General features: G+C 70.2%; 18 protein-coding genes, 2 tRNA genes and 1 pseudogene. 11 read left to right on the forward strand and 10 right to left on the reverse strand.

Annotated features, from left to right (window positions below; all coding sequences use genetic code 11):
• Positions 1-40: 40 nt before the first annotated feature.
• Both MTR79_RS33440 and MTR79_RS33445 read right to left on the reverse strand, forming a co-directional pair.
• Positions 41-1,519, reverse strand: coding sequence for a serine/threonine-protein kinase (locus tag MTR79_RS33440; protein WP_189363761.1), 1,479 nt, complete (start codon positions 1,517-1,519; stop codon positions 41-43).
• Between the two features lie 141 nt (positions 1,520-1,660).
• Complete coding sequence (locus tag MTR79_RS33445; RefSeq protein WP_019526636.1) at positions 1,661-2,209, reverse strand: DNA-binding protein; 549 nt, start codon at positions 2,207-2,209, stop codon at positions 1,661-1,663.
• 182 nt (positions 2,210-2,391) lie between these two features.
• Between MTR79_RS33445 and MTR79_RS33450 the strand changes: the two genes are divergently transcribed.
• Positions 2,392-2,464: transfer RNA gene (locus tag MTR79_RS33450), tRNA-Ala, on the forward strand.
• A gap of 142 nt (positions 2,465-2,606) precedes the next feature.
• Here the strand turns inward: MTR79_RS33450 and MTR79_RS33455 are convergent.
• Positions 2,607-3,326: a DUF5324 family protein gene (locus MTR79_RS33455; protein WP_086700913.1), complete on the reverse strand. Its 720-nt coding sequence runs from the start codon at positions 3,324-3,326 to the stop codon at positions 2,607-2,609.
• A gap of 338 nt (positions 3,327-3,664) precedes the next feature.
• On the opposite strand from MTR79_RS33455, the gene MTR79_RS33460 reads away from it, so the two are divergent.
• Positions 3,665-4,192, forward strand: coding sequence for a peptidylprolyl isomerase (locus tag MTR79_RS33460; RefSeq protein WP_122214322.1), 528 nt, complete (start codon positions 3,665-3,667; stop codon positions 4,190-4,192).
• A gap of 104 nt (positions 4,193-4,296) precedes the next feature.
• Positions 4,297-5,184 carry a rhomboid family intramembrane serine protease gene (locus tag MTR79_RS33465; protein ID WP_244792995.1) on the forward strand — a complete coding sequence of 296 codons (888 nt, stop codon included), beginning with the start codon at positions 4,297-4,299 and terminating at the stop codon, positions 5,182-5,184.
• Between the two features lie 303 nt (positions 5,185-5,487).
• Here the strand turns inward: MTR79_RS33465 and crgA are convergent, their stop codons facing one another.
• Entirely contained in the window at positions 5,488-5,742 is a 255-nt protein-coding gene (gene crgA / locus MTR79_RS33470; RefSeq protein WP_024886287.1) for a cell division protein CrgA, read from the reverse strand.
• Between the two features lie 140 nt (positions 5,743-5,882).
• Between crgA and MTR79_RS33475 the strand changes: the two genes are divergently transcribed.
• The 5 genes from MTR79_RS33475 (at position 5,883) to MTR79_RS33495 (ending at position 9,547) form a co-directional block, all read left to right on the forward strand.
• The gene (locus tag MTR79_RS33475; RefSeq protein ID WP_086700918.1) at positions 5,883-6,665 is read left to right on the forward strand and encodes a DUF881 domain-containing protein; all 783 of its coding nucleotides are present in this window, start codon (positions 5,883-5,885) and stop codon (positions 6,663-6,665) included.
• A gap of 210 nt (positions 6,666-6,875) precedes the next feature.
• Positions 6,876-7,037: a hypothetical protein gene (locus tag MTR79_RS33480; RefSeq protein ID WP_156700673.1), complete on the forward strand. Its 162-nt coding sequence runs from the start codon at positions 6,876-6,878 to the stop codon at positions 7,035-7,037.
• Positions 7,034-7,672, forward strand: coding sequence for an aminodeoxychorismate/anthranilate synthase component II (locus tag MTR79_RS33485; RefSeq protein WP_086700919.1), 639 nt, complete (start codon positions 7,034-7,036; stop codon positions 7,670-7,672). The genes MTR79_RS33480 and MTR79_RS33485 overlap by 4 nt, the downstream gene beginning before the upstream one ends.
• Positions 7,669-8,775 carry a class E sortase gene (locus MTR79_RS33490; protein WP_086700921.1) on the forward strand — a complete coding sequence of 369 codons (1,107 nt, stop codon included), beginning with the start codon at positions 7,669-7,671 and terminating at the stop codon, positions 8,773-8,775. Before MTR79_RS33485 ends, MTR79_RS33490 begins: the two co-directional genes overlap by 4 nt.
• 13 nt (positions 8,776-8,788) lie before the next feature.
• Positions 8,789-9,547 (forward strand): class E sortase, encoded by a 759-nt coding sequence (locus tag MTR79_RS33495; RefSeq protein WP_244792997.1) that lies wholly within the window; start codon positions 8,789-8,791, stop codon positions 9,545-9,547.
• 86 nt (positions 9,548-9,633) lie between these two features.
• Here the strand turns inward: MTR79_RS33495 and pknB are convergent, their stop codons facing one another.
• From pknB to MTR79_RS33525, 6 genes are all read right to left on the reverse strand, one after another.
• The gene (gene pknB, locus MTR79_RS33500; RefSeq protein ID WP_244792999.1) at positions 9,634-11,601 is read right to left on the reverse strand and encodes a Stk1 family PASTA domain-containing Ser/Thr kinase; all 1,968 of its coding nucleotides are present in this window, start codon (positions 11,599-11,601) and stop codon (positions 9,634-9,636) included.
• 169 nt (positions 11,602-11,770) lie between these two features.
• Complete coding sequence (locus MTR79_RS33505) at positions 11,771-13,246, reverse strand: penicillin-binding protein 2 (RefSeq protein WP_086700925.1); 1,476 nt, start codon at positions 13,244-13,246, stop codon at positions 11,771-11,773.
• The gene (locus tag MTR79_RS33510) at positions 13,243-14,691 is read right to left on the reverse strand and encodes an FtsW/RodA/SpoVE family cell cycle protein (protein ID WP_048457182.1); all 1,449 of its coding nucleotides are present in this window, start codon (positions 14,689-14,691) and stop codon (positions 13,243-13,245) included. Before MTR79_RS33510 ends, MTR79_RS33505 begins: the two co-directional genes overlap by 4 nt.
• Positions 14,692-14,718: 27 nt before the next feature.
• Positions 14,719-16,260 carry a Stp1/IreP family PP2C-type Ser/Thr phosphatase gene (locus MTR79_RS33515; protein WP_086700930.1) on the reverse strand — a complete coding sequence of 514 codons (1,542 nt, stop codon included), beginning with the start codon at positions 16,258-16,260 and terminating at the stop codon, positions 14,719-14,721.
• Positions 16,261-16,392: 132 nt separating this feature from the next.
• Positions 16,393-16,899 (reverse strand): FHA domain-containing protein, encoded by a 507-nt coding sequence (locus MTR79_RS33520; protein ID WP_150150814.1) that lies wholly within the window; start codon positions 16,897-16,899, stop codon positions 16,393-16,395.
• A gap of 10 nt (positions 16,900-16,909) precedes the next feature.
• Positions 16,910-17,749, reverse strand: coding sequence for a DUF3662 and FHA domain-containing protein (locus MTR79_RS33525; RefSeq protein WP_033273222.1), 840 nt, complete (start codon positions 17,747-17,749; stop codon positions 16,910-16,912).
• Between the two features lie 576 nt (positions 17,750-18,325).
• Here MTR79_RS33525 and MTR79_RS33530 point away from each other — a divergent pair.
• The 3 genes and pseudogenes from MTR79_RS33530 (at position 18,326) to MTR79_RS33540 (ending at position 22,295) form a co-directional block, all read left to right on the forward strand.
• Positions 18,326-18,409 (forward strand) — tRNA-Leu (locus tag MTR79_RS33530).
• 674 nt (positions 18,410-19,083) lie between these two features.
• Positions 19,084-20,430 (forward strand): annotated as a pseudogene (locus MTR79_RS33535) (alpha/beta hydrolase).
• A gap of 386 nt (positions 20,431-20,816) precedes the next feature.
• A complete protein-coding gene (locus tag MTR79_RS33540) occupies positions 20,817-22,295 on the forward strand; it encodes a DUF2252 domain-containing protein (RefSeq protein ID WP_244793001.1) in 1,479 nt (492 codons plus the stop codon).
• Positions 22,296-22,352: the final 57 nt, after the last annotated feature.

Genomic DNA, 22,352 nt, shown 5'->3' on the forward strand with positions numbered 1-22,352 from the left:
CGTCGGTGGGGCGTGCGGCACCCGTCATGCGGGGGAGCGGTCAGATTCGGGTGAGCGCCCAGAAGCCCACGGCGTAGCACGCGAGAGCCAGCAGCAGCACAGGGACGGCGACCCGCGCCGGAGGACCGGGCCTACGGGTTCCGCGTCGGCGGTGGGAGCGGGGGGCCGGTGTGCGCTGTGCGGTCACCGTGTCCGGAGGCGGAGCCTGTGACGACCGTGCGGTGTATTCAGCAGTGGAGGGGTCGGGACGCACGGCCGGTGGCGGCAGGGGGGAGCGCAGTTGCTGGGTCGCTTCGTAGGGGGAGGCCTCGGGCGCCTGGTGCTGGTGGCCGTACGGGGGGTGGGCTGCGTACTGCGGGAGGTGCCCGGGGGAGCGCGGCGTGGGGACCGAGGCGGGCTGCGGCGGCGGCAGGGGGAAACTGCCGGTGTCCGACAGGGCGGCGGGCTGCGGCACGGCGTCGGGCGGCGTGGCGGCCGGCGGAGTGGCGGGGGTGGCCGTGCCGTGCCGTGGGTCGGGAGGAGCCGTGCTCCAGGCGGGGCGAGGCGCGGACTCCCCGCCGTCCCCGACGCTCTCCCCCGCTGTCCCGCCTTCGCCCACCGGCGGCCCACCGGCGGCCGGACGCAGCCCGGAGGCCCTCTTCTCCGGGCCGTCCTCGGCGAACCCGGGCGGCAGCGGGCCGAGTTGGTCGAAGATCTCGATCAGCTCGTCGTCGGGGCCGGGCTCCGGCAGCAGCTCCGCCGCCGCGGCGAGCGCCTTCCGTGCCCCCGTCGCCGTGCGGAAGCGCGCCTCCGGATCGGGCTGCAGCAAGGTGGCCACCACCTGCCACAGCGGTTCGGGGATGCCCTGCGGCGCACCCGGCGTCCCCTGGTCGGCGAAGTACTGGATGAGGGCCTTGGCGTCAGGCTTCGCGCCCTCGAGCAGGTACAGGGCGAGCAGACCCACGGCGAAGAGGTCGGCGGGGAAGTCCGGCTCGGCGCCCATCATCTGCTCCGGGGCCAGATACCCCGGGGTGCCGACGACCAGGTCGGTCTCGGTCAGCCGGGGCTCGCCCAGCCGCATCGCGATGCCGAAGTCCGACAGCCGGAGCTTCGGCCTGCCCCGGCCGGTGGCCTCCAGCAGCACGTTGGCGGGCTTGATGTCGCGGTGCACCACGTCCTCCGCGTGCACCGCCGCGAGCCCTGAGAGGAGCTGGTCGAGGAGGGTGCAGACGAACGCGGGCGGCAGCGGACCGTAGTCACCGACCAGGTGCACCAGGGAACCGCCGGCCACCAGGTCCATGGTGAACAGGACCTTGTCGTCGTCGGCGGCCCAGCTGGTGGGGGCGAGCACATGCGGGTGGTCGATCCGCAGCGCCTGCTCGCGCACGAAGCGCAGCAGCGAGTGGGCGTCGCTCTGCAGCAGCACCTTCGCCGCCACATAGCGGCGACGGCGGTGGTCCCAGGCGCGCCAGACCGCGCCCACACCCCCGCGTCCGATCGGGTCGACCAGCTCGTACCGGCCGGCGAAGACCTCACCCATGACTGTGCGTCGCTCCTCCCCCTGAGGTGTCCCCCTGTCTCTCCCCCACGACGCGCGATACGACTCCCCCTGTGTCCCGGTGTCCCCCCGGCCCCCACGTGTCACCGGCGGCCGAACCCCCATCGGCCGCCGGGCGGTGCATCAGCTCTGGTGCGCCTGGTAGTGCGTGACCGCGTCGGCCGTACGGCCGGCGCCGTAGACCCGGAGGAACTCCGCCAGCTCCGGGTGGGTGGGCGCGAGGGAGTCCGCGGCGTCGAGGATGTCGCCGGCGGCCGCCACCGACCGCAGCAGGGACTGGATCTCACGGACCACGCGCTTGACCGTGGGAGCACCTGAACTGCTCGTGGTCTGCGTGGTGTTGGTGAGGACGGAACCCCCCTGGGACTTCTTGATCTCCTCCATGCGCTCCGTCGCCTCGGCCGCGCTGACGCTGCCGTCCGCGACCTGCCCCGCCAGGTCCTGGAGCAGCTGCACGCGCTGGACCACCGCCGGGTTGCCGATCTTCGCCCGCTGGCCGCTCATCAGCTGCGACAGCATCGGAGCGGACAGTCCGAGCACCCCCGCCAGACGGGCCTGGTTGAGGCCCAGATCGTCTATGAGCCTACGGAAGAGCGCCCCCAACGGCTCCCCGTACCAATTCCGCTGCAGTTCCCGCGCTCTGGCGGTGGCTTCCTGCTGTGCGGCGTCCATTGCGTCTCCCCATCGCTTCCCCATGACCCGTGGGTTCGCTAGAGCGAACCACGCCACGCATCTTACGGAGAGTGGTTGGTCACGGGGACCCCCAATCTTTTTGCGGAATCCCCGGGGAGACCCGGTACTCTGGTCCCGGACGCCTGCCGGGACCTGTTCGTCCTGGTGGACGCATTCCCTACGGGGCCTTAGCTCAGTTGGTAGAGCGCTGTCTTTGCATGGCAGATGTCAGGGGTTCGACTCCCCTAGGCTCCACAGAGAAGACCCCTCCACCTGCGGAAGTGCGGTGTGAGGGGTCTTGTTTCACGTGAAACGACGCGGCGGGACAGAGGCCTCACATCCTCTGTCCCGCCGCGTCGTTCGCGCCGTTCCTCGTGCTGGCGGCCAGTTTCCGCCGTCACTCCTCGTCGCGCTTGGCGGCCTCTTCCTCGGCCTCCTTGGCCGCGACCTCGGGGTCCAGGCTCCCCACGTCGCTGCCGTCCACGGAGGTCAGGGTGGTCGAGCCGGACACGTCCGTCGCGGCCGGCGGTTCCACCAGCCAGTCGGGGTTGGCCTGCTTGTCCCACCACTTCCACGCGGCGTAGGCGCCTCCTGCCACGGCGCCCAGGATCAGCACGGCCTTGGCCGCACGGCCGGCCGCGGCCCGCCGCTGCTGCTTGCGCACGAGCTTCTGGATCTGCCGGGCCGTGACCTGGCCCCGCAGAGCGGCGAGCGCGGCCGCACTCCTGGCCGCGGCCTCCTCCCGCGCGGGTCCGGCGGCGGCCACCGCCTGCTCGAGCACCGGCCGGGAGTACTCCGCGGCCTGGCGCGCGGCGAGGCGCGTGCGGACGGCGGCCTGCTGGGCGGCCTTGTCGACCTTCGGCGGCACGTGGGTCCGCGCCTGTTCCAGATACGGCTGCACACGGGCGTCGTACTGCACACGCGCCTGTCCGGCGGCCACGCGTGCCTGATCCGCGGCCTGCGACACCTTGGGCGCGAGCCGTACGCGGGCCTCCTGTGCGTAGTGCGCGGCCCTGACCTTGGCCGTGTCGGCGTAGGGCGCCACCGCTTCCGCGGCGTGCAGCACGCTGTCCTTCGCCGAACCGGTCGCGGCGCGCACGCTGTCGATGCGGGTCACGAGTTCCTCCTCCTCGGTGGCGTACGGTATTTCGACTTTCCACCCTTTTCCGGATCATGCCTGCCGGGTCGGCGAGCGGCATGCGTGGACGGGCGAACGGGTGCCGTCCTCGGTGGCCGACGACGGTATCGAGGGCAAGGAGGGCGAATACGGTGCAACGGGTGCTTGTCGCCGACGATGCCACGGATCGGCACGATGTGCCCCCGACGCGGAAGGACTCGTGACGGTTTCCGCAAGCGGTGCGGTCCCGGACGGCGTCTGTGCGCCGAGGCCGGGCGACTGTGCGGCCGGTCCGTGCGAGGATCAGGGAGTCACGGAAAGACAACGGAAGGCACATCGTGGCTACGCAGCTCTACGCCACCCTGAAGACCAATCACGGCGACATCCAGGTCCAGCTCTTCCCGGACCAGGCGCCGCAGACGGTCAAGAACTTCGTCGAGCTCGCCAAGGGCGAGCGGGAGTGGACCCACCCCCAGACCGGGCAGAAGACCACGGACAAGCTCTACGACGGCACGGTCTTCCACCGGGTGATCAGCGGCTTCATGATCCAGGGCGGTGACCCGCTGGGCAACGGCACCGGCGGCCCCGGCTACCAGTTCGGGGACGAGTTCCACCCGGACCTGCGCTTCGACAAGCCCTACCTGCTGGCGATGGCCAACGCGGGCCCGGGCACCAACGGCTCGCAGTTCTTCATCACGGTCTCCCCGACGGCCTGGCTGAACCGCAAGCACACGATCTTCGGCGAGGTCGCCGACGCCGCCAGCCAGAAGGTCGTCGACAGCATCGCCTCGACGCAGACCAACCCGCGCACCGACCGTCCGGTGCAGGACGTGGTCATCGAGTCGGTCGAGATCCGCGAAGGCTGAGCCCTTCGCTCCCCGGGGCGCGAAAGCCTCCAAGGGAACCAATCGCCCCGCCCATCCGTAAGGATGGGCGGGGCGGGGCTTTTCCAACGACCTAGGGGATCTTCATGGACGACCAGGCCGCCGACGGCCGGCAGGACGCCCAGAGCGTCCCCGGCTGTTATCGCCACCCGGACCGCGAGACCGGCGTCCGCTGCACCCGGTGCGAGCGGCCGATCTGCCCGGAGTGCATGATCGAGGCCTCGGTCGGTTTCCAGTGCCCGGAGTGCGTCCGTGGCGGCGGGGGCACGGGGCACGGGCCGTCGGCCTCCATGCCCCGCACGCTGGCCGGCGGAACCATCGCCGCGGATCCCCGGCTGGTGACCAAGATCCTCATCGGGATCAACGCCGCGGTCTTCCTCGCCGTGATGATCGAGAAGTCGCTGCTGTCCGATCTCTACCTGGTGGGCGCCTGGCCGCCGGCGCCGTTCACGCCCACCCAGGGCGTGGCGGGCGGCGAGTGGTACCGCCTGGTGACCTCGATGTTCACGCACGAGGAGATCTGGCACATCGGCTTCAACATGCTCAGCCTGTGGCTGCTGGGCGGACCGCTGGAACAGCATCTGGGCCGGGCGCGCTATCTCGCGCTGTATCTGATCTCCGGTCTGGCGGGCAGCGCCCTGACGTATCTGCTGGCCGGGGGGAGCACGGCGTCGCTCGGCGCGTCGGGCGCGGTCTTCGGACTGTTCGGCGCGACGGCCGTGCTGATGCGCCGCCTCCGCTACGACATGCGGCCGATCATCGCCCTGCTGGCGATCAACCTCGTCATCACCTTCAGCTGGACCGGCATCGCCTGGCAGGCCCACATCGGCGGGCTGGTCGCCGGTGTCGTCATCGGCTACGCGATGGTGCACGCCCCGCGGGAGCGGCGGGCGCTGGTGCAGTACGGCACCTGTGCGCTGGTGCTGGGTGTGGTCGTGCTGCTCACCCTGATGAGGACCGCGCAGCTCGCCTGAGCCGGGGGTTTGTCCACAGACGGTGTCGGATCTTGTGCACATCGTGCGAGAAGCGTGCCGTGTTCGGTCACTGACCGCTGTTGCCGCAGGTCACGCTGCATGCGAACAGATTTTCGGTTGGTGGTGTTTCTGTCACACCGGCGTCAACCTCGAAGGGGGTTATCCACAGATCGGGTCGCCTATCCACATGTGGACAAGGGCTGTGGATAACTCAGGGGATAACCCTGCCCAGAGCTGTGGACACCTCCGGGCAGGGCAGGGCTCAGCGGCCGGCCGGAGCCGAGCACGGAGCCCGGTCCGGCGCTACTTCCACTGCGTGGAAACGCCGAACCCGGCGGCGATGAAGCCGAAGCCCACCACGATGTTCCAGTTGCCCAGCGCGTCGATGGGCAGCGAGCCGTCCGTGACGTAGAAGACGACGATCCAGGCCAGGCCGATGAGGAACAGCGCCAGCATCACCGGCGCGACCCAGGCGCGGTTGGTCAGCTTGATCGCGGCCGTCTGCTTGGCCGGAGGCGGCGTGTAGTCGGCCTTCTTGCGGATACGTGACTTCGGCACGAGGGTCTCTCCTGTCGATGCGCTGCGTGGCCGCGCAGGGTCTGGGTCGGGCTCGGGGCAGCGTACAAGGGGACTCTGAGTGCTCCCCCGGGCGTCCGTTAGCGTAGTGCTTCTACGGCGCCGAAGGAGATAAGGGTACGTTGAGCAATTCTGCCGACTCCCCGGGGACGGAATCCAGTCCCACGGCCCGCCCACGCCGTCTGCGTCCGGTGCGGGTGCTCACCGTGGGCATCTTCGCCCTCGCGGGCCTCCTCTTCTTCGTCAGTTTCGACACGGCCAAGGGCACCAACATCCGCACGGACGCCTCCCTGCTGAAGCTGTCCGATCTGATCCACGAGCGCAGCCGCAAGAACGCCGAGCTCGACGAGTCGAACGGCGCGTTGCGCGAGGACATAGAGGCCCTGGCCGAGCGGGACGACGGCAGCACCGAGGCCGAGGACGCCCGGCTCGCCGCGCTGGAGGAGCACGCCGGCACCCAGGAGCTGAAGGGCGAGGCGATCACCGTCACGCTGAACGACGCGCCGCCGGACGCCACCGCCAAGCTCCCCGGCTATCCCGAGCCGCAGCCGGACTATCTGGTGATCCACCAGCAGGACCTCCAGGCCGTGGTGAACGCCATGTGGCAGGGCGGCGCCGAGGGCATCCAGGTCATGGACCAGCGGCTGATCTCCACCAGCGCGGTCCGCTGTGTCGGCAACACCCTGATCCTCCAGGGCCGCGTCTACTCCCCGCCGTACACGATCACCGCGGTCGGGGACCCGGAGAAGCTGAAGAAGGCGCTCGCCGCCTCGCCGGCGATCCAGAACTACATGGTCTACGTCAACGTCTACGGCCTCGGCTGGAAGGTCGAGGACGAGGGGACCGCCACCCTGCCCGGCTACTCCGGCACGGTGGACCTGCACTACGCCGAACCCGTGGACTGACACCCGCCGTCCTCCCTCCCGGCCGGTTTCACGTGGAACATGCGCGCGGTATCGAGGCGATCGGCCCCGCGGCACGTACTGAGGGGTGCGCACAGCGGACCGGTCGGCTTGTCACACAGCCTGTGGAGGCCGGGAAACAGAGGGCGTTGCGCCGTTAGTCTGGTGGCGTACGGCGTGGGTCTGGTGCCGTGGTACGACGGAAGGGACGGCATGTACAGCTGGATCTGGCGGCATCTGCCGGGCAACGGATGGGTGAGGGCACTCATCTCACTCGTGCTGATCACCGTCGTGGTCTACGTGCTCTTCCAGTACGTCTTCCCGTGGGCGGAGCCGCTGCTGCCCTTCAACGATGTGACGGTGGACAACCAGTGAGCGCGCGCATTCTCGTCGTCGACAACTACGACAGCTTCGTCTTCAACCTGGTCCAGTACCTGTACCAGCTGGGCGCCGAGTGCGAGGTCCTGCGCAACGACGAGGTGTCCACGTCGCACGCCCAGGACGGATTCGACGGCGTGCTGCTGTCCCCGGGTCCCGGCACCCCGGAAGAGGCCGGGGTCTGCGTGGACATGGTGCGGCACTGCGCCGCGACCGGCGTGCCCGTCTTCGGCGTCTGCCTCGGCATGCAGTCGATGCAGGTGGCGTACGGCGGTGTCGTCGACCGCGCCCCCGAGCTGCTGCACGGCAAGACCTCCCCGGTGACGCACGAGGGCAAGGGCGTCTTCGCCGGACTGCCCTCCCCGTTCACCGCCACCCGGTACCACTCACTGGCCGCCGAGCCGGCCACGGTGCCGGGCGAGCTGGAGGTCACGGCCCGCACCGAGGACGGCATCGTGATGGGCCTGAGGCACCGTGAACTTCCGGTGGAGGGGGTGCAGTTCCACCCTGAGTCGGTGCTGACCGAGCACGGCCACCGGATGCTGGCCAACTGGCTCGCGGAGTGCGGCGACCCGGATGCTGTGGCGAGGTCGGCGGGGCTCGCCCCGGTGGTGGGCAGGTCCTCGGCGTGACGGCGCTGCGCCCCGAGCGCGAGTCCGGCGCCCATGGATACGGCGCCGGCGACCAGGGCACCTCGTACGGCGGGCAGCCGTACGGGGTCCCGGGCGCGTACGGGGACGGCTGGTACGGCCAGGCGGCGACGCACGACCCCTACGCGGGCGGCGCCCAGGACGCGACCGCGCAGCTCCCGCCGATCGACGAGGAGACCGTCGCGCTGCGCGTCCCGGACCCGCCCCCACGGACGACGCGCGAGGAGCCCCCGCCGACCGGGGGCCGGGCGGCCCGCAGGAAGGCCGCCAGGAAGCGCCACGGACGCCGTGGAGGCTCCCACAAGGCCGGGGACGGGTCGACGACCGGAGGAGCAGGTGGCAACGCCTCTGAGGGGGCGCCACGGGCTCCGCTGTCCCGGGTCGAGGCGCGCCGCCAGGCGCGGGCGCGCAAGCCCGGCCCGGCGGTGATGGCGAGCCGCGCCATCGGCGAGGTGTTCATCACCACCGGCGTGCTGATGCTGCTGTTCGTCACCTACCAGCTGTGGTGGACGAACGTGCGCGCGCAGGCTCAGGCCGGCAAGGAGGCCAGCGACCTCCAGCAGGACTGGGCGAACGGCGAGCGCAAGCCCGGCGCGTTCGAGCCAGGGCAGGGCTTCGCGCTGCTGCACATACCGAAGCTGGACGTGGTGGTGCCGATCGCCGAGGGCATCAACAGCAAGAAGGTGCTCGACCGGGGCATGGTCGGCCACTACGCGGAGGGCGCGCTGAAGACGGCGATGCCGTACGACAAGACCGGCAACTTCGGTCTGGCGGGGCACCGCAACACGCACGGGGAGCCGTTCCGGTACATCAACCGGCTGCAGCCGGGCGATCCGATCGTCGTGGAGACGCAGGACAAGTACTTCGTCTACAAGACGGCGTCGATGCTGCCGGTGACGCCGCCGAGCAACGTCAGCGTCCTCGACCCGGTGCCCAAGGACTCGGGCTTCACCGGACCAGGCCGCTACATCACGCTGACCACGTGCACACCTGAGTTCACCAGCAAGTACCGCTTGATCGTCTGGGGTCAGATGGTCGAGGAACGGCCGCGCAGCAAGGGCAAGCCGGATGCGCTCGTCAGTTAAGGGCAGAGGAAACGTGGCAGCGACCGCCGACGACACCGCACAGCACACGCACGCGTCCCCGCCTCCCCGGGGGCGCCGCCGTCTGGGGCCGGTGGCCATGGTGATCAGCTTCTTCGGGGAGATGCTCATCACCGCGGGGGTGTTGCTCGGCCTGTTCGTCGTCTATTCGCTGTGGTGGACGAACGTCGTCGCGGACCGCGCGGCGGACCGGCAGGCGGACGAGGTCCGCGACTCCTGGGCGCAGGAGTCCGACGGCGCCGAACGCGACGCGCCCGCCGTCTACGACAGCAAGAACGGCATCGGCTTCCTGCACGTGCCCACGATGAGCGGCGACGACATCCTCGTGGAGAAGGGCACGTCGATGAAGGTCCTCAACGACGGTGTGGCCGGCTACTACACGGACCCCGTGAGGGCGACGCTGCCGACGTCCGGCAAGAAGGGCAACTTCTCCCTCGCCGCGCACCGTGACGGCCACGGCGCCAAGTTCCACGGCATCCACAGGATCAAGGAGGGCGACCCGATCGTCTTCGAGACGAAGGACACGTGGTTCGTCTACAAGGTCTACGGCATCCTCCCGGAGACCTCGAAGTACAACGTCGGCGTCCTCGCCAAGGTCCCCGCGGAGTCCGGCCGCGAGAAGGCCGGCCACTACATCACGCTGACGACCTGCACGCCGGTCTACACCAGCAAGTACCGCTACATCGTGTGGGGTGAACTGGTCCGCAAGGAGAAGGTGGACGAGAACAGGACTCCTCCGGAGGAGCTGCGCTGAGCGCTTCCCTACCGAACGGAACGGCAGGAGCCCCGGTCCCCTCCGAAGAGAGGGCCGGGGCTCCTTGCCGACCGGGGGCCCGCGGGTCAGTCGAAGAAGCCGCCGCCGTTACCGCCACCACCGACCGTGAACAGGGTCACTCCTGTGCCCTTGTCCACCTGGCTGTCCTGGGACGGGTTGGAGCCGAGCACGCGGGCGTTGGGATCGTTGGGGCCCTGCACACCGGCGACGGAGAGTCCCGCCTCCGAGAGCATGCGCTGGGCGTCCTCGAGCCGCTGGCCGTTGACCTTGGGCACGGCCACCTTCTCGGCTGCCTTCGCCTTGCCGATGAAGATCTGCACCTGGGTGCCCTTGGAGACCGCGGTGTTCGCCGAGGGCGAGGTGCGGATGACCTTGTCGACCAGGTTCGGGTCGTCAGTCTCCTCCTGGACACAGGTGCCGGTGAGGTTGTTCGCCGTCATCTGGGCCGTGGCCTCCTCACAGCTCTTGGTGACGACGTCCGGGACCGTGGCCTTCTCCTCGGCCTTCGCGACCGTGAGAGTGACGGTGGTGCCCTTCTCCACCTCTTCGCCCAGGTCCGGCTTCTGTTCGATGACCGTGCCCGGTTCCTCGCCGCTGATCTCTTCCTCGACCTCGACGACGAACCCGTACTTCTCGCCCTCGAGTTCGGCCTTGGCGTCCTCGAGCTGGTCGCCGATCACGCTCGGCACCGCGACCTTCGGCGCACCGGTGGACACCACCAGGTTGACGGTGTCCCCCTTCTCCACCTTGGTCCCGGCCGTCGGGTCCTGCTCACAGATGTTGCCCTTGGCCTGCTTTTCGCAGGGCTCCTCCGTGAAGCTCAGCTCCAAGTCGCTGTTGGCGGCGAGTTTCTGGGCGTTCGCCTTGGTCTCGCCGATGAAGTTCGGGGTCGCGACGGTGCTGTTGTCCACGCCTTCGCCGCTGATCGCCCACCGGCCGATCAGAATGGCGCCGATCAGGACCAGGACACCGGCCACGACCAGCAATATCGTGCTGGTGTTGTTCTTCTTCTGCGGGCGGCGCCGGCTCTGGCGCTCGTCGTAGCCGTAGCCGCCGTCGTCCGGGTTCATGGGCGGCAGCATCGAGGTGGCGCCCCCGCCCGGGCCGGCGTCCGAGCGCAGCGCCGTCGTCGGCTGGTCGTCCGGGTAGCCGCCGTAGCCGACGGCGCCCATGGCGGCGGTCGCCGCGACCGGCTGGCCGTCGAGGCAGGCCTCGATGTCGGCGCGCATCTCGTCGGCCGACTGGTAGCGGTAGTCGGGGTCCTTGGTCAGCGCCTTCAGCACGATCGCGTCCATCTCGGGCGTGATCTCGGGGTCGAAGACGCTCGGCGGCTGCGGCTCCTCCCGCACGTGCTGGTACGCGACCGCGACCGGGGAGTCGCCGACGAACGGCGGCCGCACGGTGAGGAGTTCGTACAACAGGCAGCCGGTGGAGTACAGGTCGGACCGCGCGTCGACCTGCTCGCCCTTGGCCTGCTCAGGGGAGAGGTACTGGGCGGTGCCGATGACGGCGGCGGTCTGGGTCATCGTCATGCCGGAGTCGCCCATGGCGCGGGCGATGCCGAAGTCCATGACCTTGACCTGGCCGTTGCGCGTCAGCATGACGTTCGCGGGCTTGATGTCGCGGTGGACGATGCCGGCCCGGTGGGAGTACTCGAGCGCCTGGAGGATGCCGATGGTCATCTCCAGCGTGCGCTCCGGCAGCAGCTTGCGACCGCTGTGCAGCAGCTCACGGAGCGTGGAGCCGTCGACGTACTCCATGACGATGTACGGGATGGAGACCCCGTCGATGTAGTCCTCGCCCGTGTCGTAGACCGCGACGATCGCGGGATGGTTGAGCGAGGCGGCCGACTGGGCCTCCCGGCGGAACCGGGCCTGGAAGGACGGATCACGCGCGAGATCGGCGCGGAGCGTCTTCACTGCCACGGTGCGGCCGAGACGGGTGTCGTGCGCGAGGTAGACCTCCGCCATTCCACCGCGACCGAGCACCTGGCCCAGTTCGTACCGGCCGCCGAGGCGACGCGGCTCTTCCATAGCTACCTACCAGCCCTCTCCGTCGGTCCCGACCGGCACCCTTGTGCGATCGGAGGCTGCGTTCCGGGCCTACCGTACCCGGCTCTTTTTCTGTGCCCTGGCAAAGTGCGTCAGCCGATACAGGACCGGTACCGCAACGTGCACCGATGTGAAGCGGACGTGACCGGGGTCACTGCTTGCTCTTGAGGACCGCCTCCATCACGCTCTTGGCGATCGGAGCCGCGAGGCCGCCACCGGAGATGTCACCTCGCACCGCGTTCTCGTCCTCGATGACGACCGCCACGGCGACCGGCGCGCTGCCGTCGCCGCCCTTGGCGTAGGAGATGAACCAGGCGTACGGGTTCTTGCTGTTGTTCTCGCCGTGCTGGGCGGTGCCGGTCTTGCCGCCGACCGTGACGCCGTCGATCTTGGCGTTGCCGCCGGTGCCGTCGTTGACGACGGTCTCCATCATCGACTGGAGGATCTGGGCGTTCTCCGGAGAGAGCGGCTCGCTCAGCTTCTCCGGGTCCGTCTTCTCGACGGTGTCCAGACTCGGCGTCTGCAGTTCGTCGACCATGTACGGCTTCATCAGCGTGCCGTTGTTGGCGACGGCGGCGGCGACCATGGCCATCTGCAGCGGGGTGGCCGCGGTGTTGAACTGGCCGATGGAGGACAGCGCGACCTGCGACGGCTCCATGTCCTTGTCGAACAGGGAGGAGCTGGTGCGGACCGGCGTGAAGTGCTCCTGCCCGAAGCCGAACTTCTTGGCCGTCTCCAGCATCTTGTCGTTGCCCAGGTCGGTGCCGAGCTTGCCGAAGACGGTGTTGCAGGAGACGCGGAGCGCCTCGCGGAGGCTGGCGTCCTTGCAGGGCAGGTCGCCGTCGTTCTTCAGCTCGGTCGTGGTGCCCTTCATGATGTAGGGCAGCGGGGTGTCGGTCTTCTGGTCCGCGTCCTCGACCATGCCGTGCTCCAGCGCGGCGGCCGCCGTGACGACCTTGAAGGTCGAGCCGGGCGGGTACACCTCACGGAGCGCCCGGTTCAGCATCGGGTCGTCCGGGTTGTTCTTCTTCTGCAGCTTCTCCCACGCCTTGGCGTCCGTCTCCAGGCTGTTGCCCGCGATCGTGGACGGGTCGTACGACGGGTAGGAGGCCAGCGCGAGGATCTTGCCGGTGGACGGCTCCAGGGCGACGACGGAGCCCTTGCCGCCCTGCTTCTTCAGGCCGTTGTAGGCGGCCTTCTGGGCGGCGCCGCTGAGCGTGGTGACGACGTTGCCGCCCTGCTTGCTCTTGCCGGTCAGCATGTCGAGCGTGTTGCGGAAGAAGAGCCGGTCGTCGTTGCCGGTGAGGATGCCGTCCTCGATGGACTCCAGCTGGTTGGCGCCGAAGGCCTGGGAGACGTAGCCGGTGACCGGCGCCCACATGGCGCCGTCCTTGTACGTCCGCTTGTAGGCGAAGTCGCCGCCGGTGGCCTTGTGGCCGGTGATGGGCTCGCCGTCGACGATGATGTCGCCGCGCGGGGTGGCGTACCGCTCGATCGCCACCCGGCGGTTCTTCTCGTCCGTCCGGAGCTTGTCGGCCTGGGCGTACTGGATCCAGTTGTTCCGGACGAGCAGGGCGAGCATGAGCAGGCCGCAGAAGATGGCGACCCGGCGCAGGGGCTTGTTCACGGGCGGACCACCTGGGTCATCTCGGCGTCGGGGTTGGAGACGGGTGCGGGCGCCGGACGGCGGGCGGTGTCGCTGATCCTCAGCAGGATGCCGATCAGCGCCCAGTTGGCGATCACGGAGGAACCTCCGTAGGCCAGGAACGGCATCGTCATACCGGTCAGCGGGATGAGGCCCATGACACCGCCGGCCACCACGAAGACCTGGAGCGCGAAGGCGCCGGAGAGGCCGATGGCGAGCAGCTTGCCGAACGGGTCGCGGGCGGCGAGCGCGGTGCGCACGCCCCGCTCCACGATCAGCGCGTAGAGCAGCAGCAGCGCCATGACGCCGGCCAGGCCCAGCTCCTCGCCGAAGGTGGCGAGGATGAAGTCGGAGTTGGCGGCGAAGCCGATGAGGTCGGAGTGGCCCTGGCCCCAGCCGGAGCCGAGCGTGCCGCCGGAGCCGAACGCCCACAGCGCCTGCATGGCCTGCTCGGAGTGGACGATGCCGTCCTGGACGCCGGCGCGGCTCAGCTCGAACTCGCGCATCGGGTCGAGCCAGGCCTGCACACGCGTCTGGATGTGCGGCTCGAAGCTCGCGACGCCGACGGCGCCGACCGCGGACATCAGCAGACCGAACACGATCCAGCTGGTCCGCTCGGTGGCGACGTACAGCATGATCACGAACATGCCGAAGAACAGCAGCGAGGTACCGAGGTCGGTCTCGAAGACCAGGATCAGGATGGAGATGATCCAGACCACGATGATCGGGCCGAGGTCACGGCCGCGGGGCAGGTAGAGGCCCATGAAGCGGCGGCTGGCGAGCGCCAGCGCGTCGCGCTTCACCATCAGGTAGCCCGCGAAGAACACCGCCAGGACGATCTTGGCGAACTCACCGGGCTGGAGCGTGCCGAGACCCGGGATCTTGATCCAGATCTTGGCGCCGAAGACGTTGTGGCCGAGGCCCGGCACCAGGGGCAGGAGCAGCAGCACCAGCGCGCCGGCCATCGAGATGTAGGTGTAGCGCTGCAGGACGCGGTGGTCCTTGAGGAAGAACAGCACGGCCACGAAGAAGGCCACGCCGATCGCCGAGTACATCAGCTGGCGCGGCGCCGCCTCCACGAAGGTCCGGCTGGCCTGGAGGCGCTCGGACTGGTCCAGGCGCCAGATGGCGACCAGTCCCAGGCCGTTGAGCAGCGTGGCGAGCGGGAGAAGCAGCGGATCCGCGTACGGGGCGAGCTTGCGCACGGCGAGGTGGCCGAGGCCCGCCATCAGACCGAGGCCCAGGCCGTAGCTCAGCAGCCCGGCGGGCACCTGGTCGTCGAGGGCGAGACCCACGTTGGCGTAGGCGAAGACCGGGATGACGACGGCGAACACCAGCAGCGCCAGCTCGGTGTTGCGGCGGCTGGGCGCGCCGATGGCACCGATCGTGGACGTGTGCTGCGTCGACGGGTTGGAAGTACTGCTCATCGTGTGACAGGGCCTCTCACGGCTTGCCTACTGCTTACCGCACAGCGAGACGACCTTCTGCTCTTCCTCCGAGAGGCTGGGGCCGGGGCTGGTAGTGGGTGCGGTCGTGGACGGGGTCGTGGACTGCTCCGGGTCAGGGGCCTTCGCCGAGTCGGAAGGGTTCGGCGACGGCGATGCCTTGGACGTGAAGGAGGCGGGCGTGGTTCCCGTGGTGCCTCCGGCCTCGCCCTCGCCGGTGCGCGCGCTCTTCTCGCTGTCGGCGGCGCGCCGCTCGGCCTGCTTCTTGCACGCGGAGGCCTGGACGGCCAGTTCCTCGATCTTCTCCCGCGCGCCGTAGAGGTCGCCCTCGACGATCGTCGCCTCGACCTGCTTGCGCTGGTAGGGCGGCAGGTACTTGAGTTCGATCTCGGGGTGGTCCTTCTCGACCTTCGAGAGGGACACCCAGGCCAGGTCCTGGTTGATGCCCCGGTACAGCGCGACGTGCTCGCCCTTGGCGCCGACGTAGTACTGCGTCTGCGTCCAGCGCCAGCCGCCGTACATGCCGGCGCCGATCACGGCAAGCGCGAGCAGGCTGTACACGGACCTCTTGATCCACCGGCGGTTCTTGGCGGGCTTGACGAAGTCGTCGTCGCCGTAGTCGAAGCCGTCGGTCTGGATGAAACCGGTGACGTCGCCGCTGCCGGGCGGGCCGAACTCGCCGCCCCCGCCGCGCCGTCGCCCGAGGCCGGAGGCACGGCCCGCGGGCGTCTGCATGATGCCGTTGTCGTGCAGCTGGTTCTGGTTCTCCGCGACGGCGCCGACCACGACCGGGGTGTCGGACAGCTGACCGGCCAGGGTGTCCCCGGTGTCCAGGTCGAGCACGTCGGCGACGATCACGGTGATGTTGTCGGGCCCGCCGCCGCGCAGCGCCAGCTCGATCAGGTTCTGGACGGTCTCCTCGGGGCCCTGGTAGCCGGCCAGGGCCTCCTCGAGGGTCTGGTGGGAGACCACGCCGGACAGGCCGTCGGAGCAGATCAGGTAGCGGTCGCCGGCCCGGACCTCGCGGATGGAGAGGTCGGGTTCGACGTGTTCGCCGCTGCCCAGGGCCCGCATCAGCAGGGACCGCTGCGGGTGGGTGGTGGCCTCCTCCTCGGTGATCCGGCCCTCGTCCACCAGACGCTGCACCCAGGTGTGGTCCTGGGTGATCTGGGTGAGGACGCCGTCGCGCAGGAGGTAGGCGCGGGAGTCGCCGACGTGCACCATGCCCAGGCGCTGGCCGGTCCACAGCAGCGCGGTCAGGGTGGTGCCCATGCCTTCGAGCTGGGGGTCCTCCTCGACCATCATGCGCAGCTGGTCGTTGGCCCGCTGGACGGCCGTGCCGAGGGAGGTGAGCAGGTCGGAGCCGGGCACGTCGTCGTCGAGGGCGACGATGGTGGAGATCGCCTCGGAGGAGGCGACCTCACCGGCGGCGGCGCCGCCCATGCCGTCGGCGATGGCGAGCAGGCGGGGACCGGCGTAACCGGAGTCCTCGTTGCCCTCCCGGATCATGCCCTTGTGCGATCCGGCGGCGAAGCGCAGGGACAGACTCATGCGCACCTCGCCCGTCGGCTCCGGGTACAGCCGGTCGTGTCGAGCCACACTGTCCACCCTCCGGTCGGGAGCGCGCCGGGACCCTGGGTGAGGACCCCCACCGCGTGCTCGCTCCGCTCGCTCATTCTCGTACTACTTCCGCAGCTCGATGACGGTCTTGCCGATGCGGATCGGTGCGCCCAGCGAAATCGGTGTGGGGGTCGTCAGCCGGGTCCGGTCCAGGTAGGTGCCGTTGGTGGAGCCCAGGTCCTCGACGATCCACTGACCGTCGCGGTCCGGGTAGATCCTGGCATGGCGGCTGGATGCGTAGTCGTCGTCCAGCACGATCGTGCTGTCGTGCGCCCGGCCCAGGGTGATGGTCTGGCCCTGGAGCGCGACGGTGGTGCCGGTGAGGGTGCCCTCGGTCACGACCAGCTTGGTGGGGGTGTTGCGGCCGCGGCGGCCGCCGCCGGACTGCTGGCGCTGCTGCGGCGGTGCCTGGCGGTTCGCCTGCTGCCGGCCGGCCTCCCGCCGGGCTCCGCGCTGGGTGACGCGAGTGCCGAACAGGTCACTCCGGATGACCTGCACGGCCACGATCACGAACAGCCACAGTACGGCCAGGAAACCCAGCCGCATGACCGTGAGGGTCAGCTCTGACATTGCCCCCGCTTCACCCTTCGGCTTGCCTATAGATAACGGTGGTGCTGCCCACGACGATCCGCGAGCCGTCGCGGAGCGTAGCGCGGGTGGTGTGCTGCCCGTCCACCACGATGCCGTTGGTGGAGCCGAGATCCTGGATCGTCGAGGGCGTTCCGGTCCGGATCTCGCAGTGCCGGCGGGAGACGCCGGGATCGTCGATCCGGACGTCGGCCTCGGTGCTGCGGCCCATCACCAGGGTGGCGCGGGAGATCTGGTGGCGGGTGCCGTTGATCTCGATCCAGTAGCGGGTGCGTCCGCCGGGCACCGGGCCGGGGGCCGCGGCCGGCGGGTAGCCGTAACCGCCGGGGCGGCCGGGAGGCGGCGCGGCGGGCATGGGCGGGGCGCCCGCGGGGGCGGCCGGCGGGTAGCCGTAGCCTCCGGGACGGCCGGCGGGCGGGGGCGGAGCGGCCGCGCCGGGGGCCGCCGCCTGGCTGGCGGAGGAGGCGAGCGTGCGGCTGCGCACCCGGTACAGGCCGGTGTCGAGGTCCTCGGCCTTCTCCAGGTGCACCTTGATCGGACCCATGAACGTGTAGCGCTGCTGCTTGGCGTAGTCGCGGACCATGCCCGCGAGCTCGTCGCCGAGCTGCCCGGAGTACGGGCTCAGCCGCTCGAAGTCCGGTGTGCTCAGTTCCACGATGAAGTCGTTGGGCACGACGGTCCGGTCGCGGTTCCAGATGGTGGCGTTGTTGTCGCACTCCCGCTGGAGCGCACCGGCGATCTCCACGGGCTGGACCTCGGACTTGAACACCTTGGCGAAGGTGCCGTTGACCAGACCTTCGAGACGCTGCTCGAATTTCTTCAGGACTCCCATGGGGCACCTCCTCCGTCACTGCCGTCCTGTGTACTGCCCCGTGCACCGTTGCGTGCACCGCTTACCTGGTACTGCTTACTGATCGTATCCACGCGCCGCCCGATCGGCTGGTTCCCCCCGTCCGCCCGGTCGCCGGGTGTCGACGCCTGACGACGTTCCCTCCGAGGCTCCACTTCGAACTTCACCGGCCGTGGTGGTGCTCGTCGTTCTGCCATGGATCGTAGAGGGGGCCTCAGACCAGTGTCCCGCACCCGGCGGAGGACTCCGTCCCTCTCCTGGGGAGACGGACGCCACCGGTACGAGGTTGATACGTGGGGCGGTCATGGCCGCGACATGAACGCGGGTGCGGCTCGCCTCTGTGGACGGCGGCGGGCTCAGGTGGGGAGCACGGGGACGGCAGGCCGGCGGCCCGGGCGGGCGGCAACGGGACGCCCTGTGGGGGTGGTGGCGGCGTCGCCGCCGGTCGGAGGCGGTCCCCGGATATGGGATGTGAATCCACCCCGGCCAGCGTGCTAATGTTCTCGATGTCGGAAGGCGCCAGGCCCCACGGGGCAAGGACCGGAAGACACACCCAATGCGCGGGTGGCGGAATAGGCAGACGCGCTGGATTCAGGTTCCAGTGCCCGAAAGGGCGTGGGGGTTCAACTCCCCCCTCGCGCACAACGGAGCACCGACGAAAGTGCTCCAGCTCCACCGACGGAGTGGGCGGCATCGTGATGGCGATGCCGCCCACTCCTGTTTGTGCGGTGTGATGTCTGTCTCCGGGCACACTGAAGCGGACCGTCGGCGGCTGAGGCCGTCGGCGGTCCGCGTTCGTTCCGTGCGTCTTACTTGAGCAGCTCCCGGGGCACGCTCTGTGAGAAAGGTCTCAGCGCTGGGTGGTCCTGGCCCTTGGCAGGCCATGTGCCGTGCGGCTTGGTCCTGCGTCGGCGAGTGGGCGGTAGGCGGGGCCGTTCGCCGCTTAGGGCTTGGCGTCTGCCCAGGGGCGGGGAGACCGGTGCCGAGCGGGACGGACCGGTCAGGGTGCGAACCGAGGACCGGTCCGATCCGCCTTCACGACGTCGTGGCCGAGCTCCCTCGCGGCGCACACGGGCGCCAACACGGTCTTCGCCGTGGGGCAGGGCAGTCGGTCCCGGCCTGGTGCTCAATGTCGGAGCGCCACTTGAGGCAGATGGCAAAGGGCTGGTCGCGGTTGTCCGACTCCAGCACTGTCCGTCCCAACTCCCCGACCGTCCACGGTGGGAGAAACACTGCCCTGCGGAGGGATCAATCCGCACGACGCGCACGGCAGGGTGGGTGCGTCTCCTACGCATCGACCCAAGGACCCAACGCGCGTGCGCAACAGCCGAATAGCCCTGTTCCTGGCGGTCGGCGCCGGCACCCCGCTGGTGACCGCGCTGACGCCCGCCACCGCATCCGCCGCCGAGAACCCCCTTCGCCCCTGTCTCCAGCAGAAACCGGCCTGGCACCGCTGCGACACGGAGCTGCCCGCCTCTGTCCAGTGCGCCACGCTCTAAGTGCCGCTCGACTACGGCAGACGAACGGAACTGGGAACGCCCGTACAAGGCCGAGACGTTCACCCAGGACGTGAAGTGGGCCCGGACCGTCGCCGAGAAGTGCGACAAGAAGCAGGGTGACAAGCTGCGCCACGTCACCACCCGCAACACCGCCCGGGACATGGACGTCATCCGCGCCGTGCTGGGCGAGAAGAAGATCTCCTACCTCGGATACTCCTACGGCACCTACCTCGGAGCCGTCTACAAGCAGATGTTCCCGAAACGCACCGACCGTTTCGTGCTGGGCAGCGCCGTCGACCCGGCCCGGGTCTGGCGCGGGATGATCCAGGTCCGGGCGGAGGGCGCCGAGCCCGCCTTCACCCGATGGGCCGAGTGGACCGCCGCGCGGCATGCCACCTACATGCTGGGCCGGACTCCCGACGCGGTCCGCACGACCTTCTCCGGCCTGGTCGCCCGGCCGACCGCAAGCCGATCGACCTCGACGGCAGGCTGCTGACCGGCGACGACATCCGCCAAGGCTTCCGGGGCATGTTCTTCGGCACGCGCGACGCCGCCGAAGCGGTCGCCGCATTGAAGAAGGCCGCCGCCGGAGGTCCTCAGGCCGCCGACCGGGCACCCAGGACGCCCAAGCACGTCGCGCCGCCCTTCGGCCGGACCGTGCCCGAGGACAACGGCGACGCCGGCTTCTGGGCCGTCGTCTGCGCCGACTCGCGTGCCTGGCCGCGCGATCCGGAGCAGTACCGCAGGGACGCGACCCGGGACAAGGCGAAGTACCCGCTGTACGGCGACTTCGCCTCCCACATCAAGCCCTGCGCCTTCTGGAAGAAGACCGGCAGCGAGCCCGCCACCAGGATCGCCAACAAGGTGCGCGCGCTGATCCTCCAGAACGAGTGGGATTCCCAGACGCCGCTGAACAGCGGCCGGGCCCTGCGCCGCGCCATGAGGGGCTCGAAGATGGTCACGGTCGCCGGAGGTGTCGGACACGGCGTCTACGGCACCAAGTCGTGCGCCGACGAGACGGCCACCACCTATCTGACCACCGGCAGACTTCCCGCGAAGGACGTGACCTGCAAGGCCGCCCCGGACGCCGAGGAACGAAACAACCCCGACCGGCTGCCGCTCCCGACACCACCGGGGGTGGCGAGGATGGTCAGCCCCTTGTGACCGTCAGCGTCTTGGAGGTCCTCCGCCTGCGGGAAGCGACGTGAGGGCTACCTGCACGGAGGGCAACGCTCGCCTCGGGCGTGGGAGCCGGTCCTCTGAGCCTCGGCCGTTCCGCGTGCGGGCCACTGTGCGACGTGGCGCGTGTGAGGAACATCTCATGAATGGACTGCGTGCGCAGGGGCGGCAAGCGGGGTGGATGCCGGTCGTACCGGACCGGGGGCGGGGTGCGGTTCGAGGCTGGGGGGCGGGCATGGTCGGACGGACGGACCGGAAGGGGCCTTGTCCTCGGTTTTCCACAGGCTGTGCGTCGTCCACAGGGCTGCCGCCCATGAGCCCGCCGGCTGTACGGTCGGCTCGATCGATGTCGGCAGGTGTGCAATGCACACATGTGCAGGGGGGAGGCCGTCGTGACGAGCGACGCCCGAGCCGAAGGGGTTACAGGGGACGCCGGGGTGTCCGGAGCCGCGGGCGCCGGGACCGGACCGCGGCTGCCGCAGGTGCCGGGATTCGGCCGCTGGCCCGCCGCAGGCACGCCCAAGCACGAGGGCAAGGCGCTGCGCGCACGGGTCCCCCGGAGCGTCCACGCCGCCCTGGACCTGGACGCGTCCCGGCCCGACGCCGTCACCGCCGTCGAGGAGTCCGGCCGCGGCCGGCTGCCCGAGCTGACGCCCCTCCGCGTCGGCCGGATGGCCGCCACCCCGTTCGCCTTCCTGCGCGGCTCCGCCGGCCTCATGGGCCACGACCTCGCCCGCACGCCCGTCACCGGTATCGGCGCCCAGATCTGCGGCGACGCCCACGCGGCCAACTTCGGCCTCTACGGCGACGCCCGCGGCGGCCTGGTCATCGACCTCAACGACTTCGACGAGACCGTGCACGGCCCCTGGGAGTGGGACCTCAAACGGCTCGCCGCCTCCCTCGTGCTCGCCGGGCGGGAGGCCGGAGCGGACGAGGACGTCTGCCGCGCCGCCGCCCACGACGCGGTGGGCGCCTACCGCCGCACCATGCGGCTGCTGGCCAAGCTGCCGGCGCTGGACGCGTGGAACGCGATCGCGGACGAGGAACTGGTCTCCCACACCGACGCGCACGACCTCGTCGGCACCTTGCAGCGGGTCGCCGAGAAGGCCCGCTCCAACACCAGCGGCCGCTTCGCCGCCAAGTCCACGGAACGCACCGAGGACGGCGGACGCCGCTTCGTCGACGCCCCGCCCGTGCTGCGCCGTGTCCCGGACGCCGAGGCGTTCGCCGTCGCCGCGTCACTGGAGCAGTACCTCGCCACGCTCCCGGCCGACCGCCACCCCCTCCTCGCCCGCTACGCGGTGCACGACGTGGCGTTCCGCGTCGTCGGCACCGGCAGCGTCGGCACCCGCTCCTACGTCGTGCTGCTGCTCGACCACCGGGGCGAACCGCTCGTCCTCCAGGTCAAGGAGGCCCGCCCCTCCGCCCTGACGCCGCACCTCCCGGCCGCCGGCTTCGACGCGCCTGAGCCGGAGCACGAGGGACGCCGGGTGGTCGAGGGCCAGAAGCGGATGCAGGTGATAAGCGACAACCTGCTGGGCTGGACCACGGTCGACGGGCGTCCGTATCAGGTGCGGCAGTTCCGCAACCGCAAGGGCAGCGTGGATCCGGCCGCGCTGGCCGCCGACCAGGTCGACGACTACGCCCGTATGACCGGCGCCCTGCTGGCCCGCGCCCACAGCCACAGCGCCGACCCCCGCCTGATCGCCGGGTACTGCGGAAAGAGCGACGAGCTGGACGAGGCGGTCGCCGCGTTCGCCGTCGCCTACGCCGACCGCACCGAGGCCGACCACACGGACCTGGTGGCTGCCGTCCGCGCGGGGCGGATCGCCGCGGAGACGGGGGTCTGAGCCGGTCCGCCACGGGACGTGCCGACCCCGCGGCGGCGCACGCCCCGGCGACGGGGC

The sequence above is a fragment of the Streptomyces sp. BJ20 genome (assembly GCF_022869105.1).
GTDB classification, from domain to species: domain Bacteria; phylum Actinomycetota; class Actinomycetes; order Streptomycetales; family Streptomycetaceae; genus Streptomyces; species Streptomyces griseoincarnatus.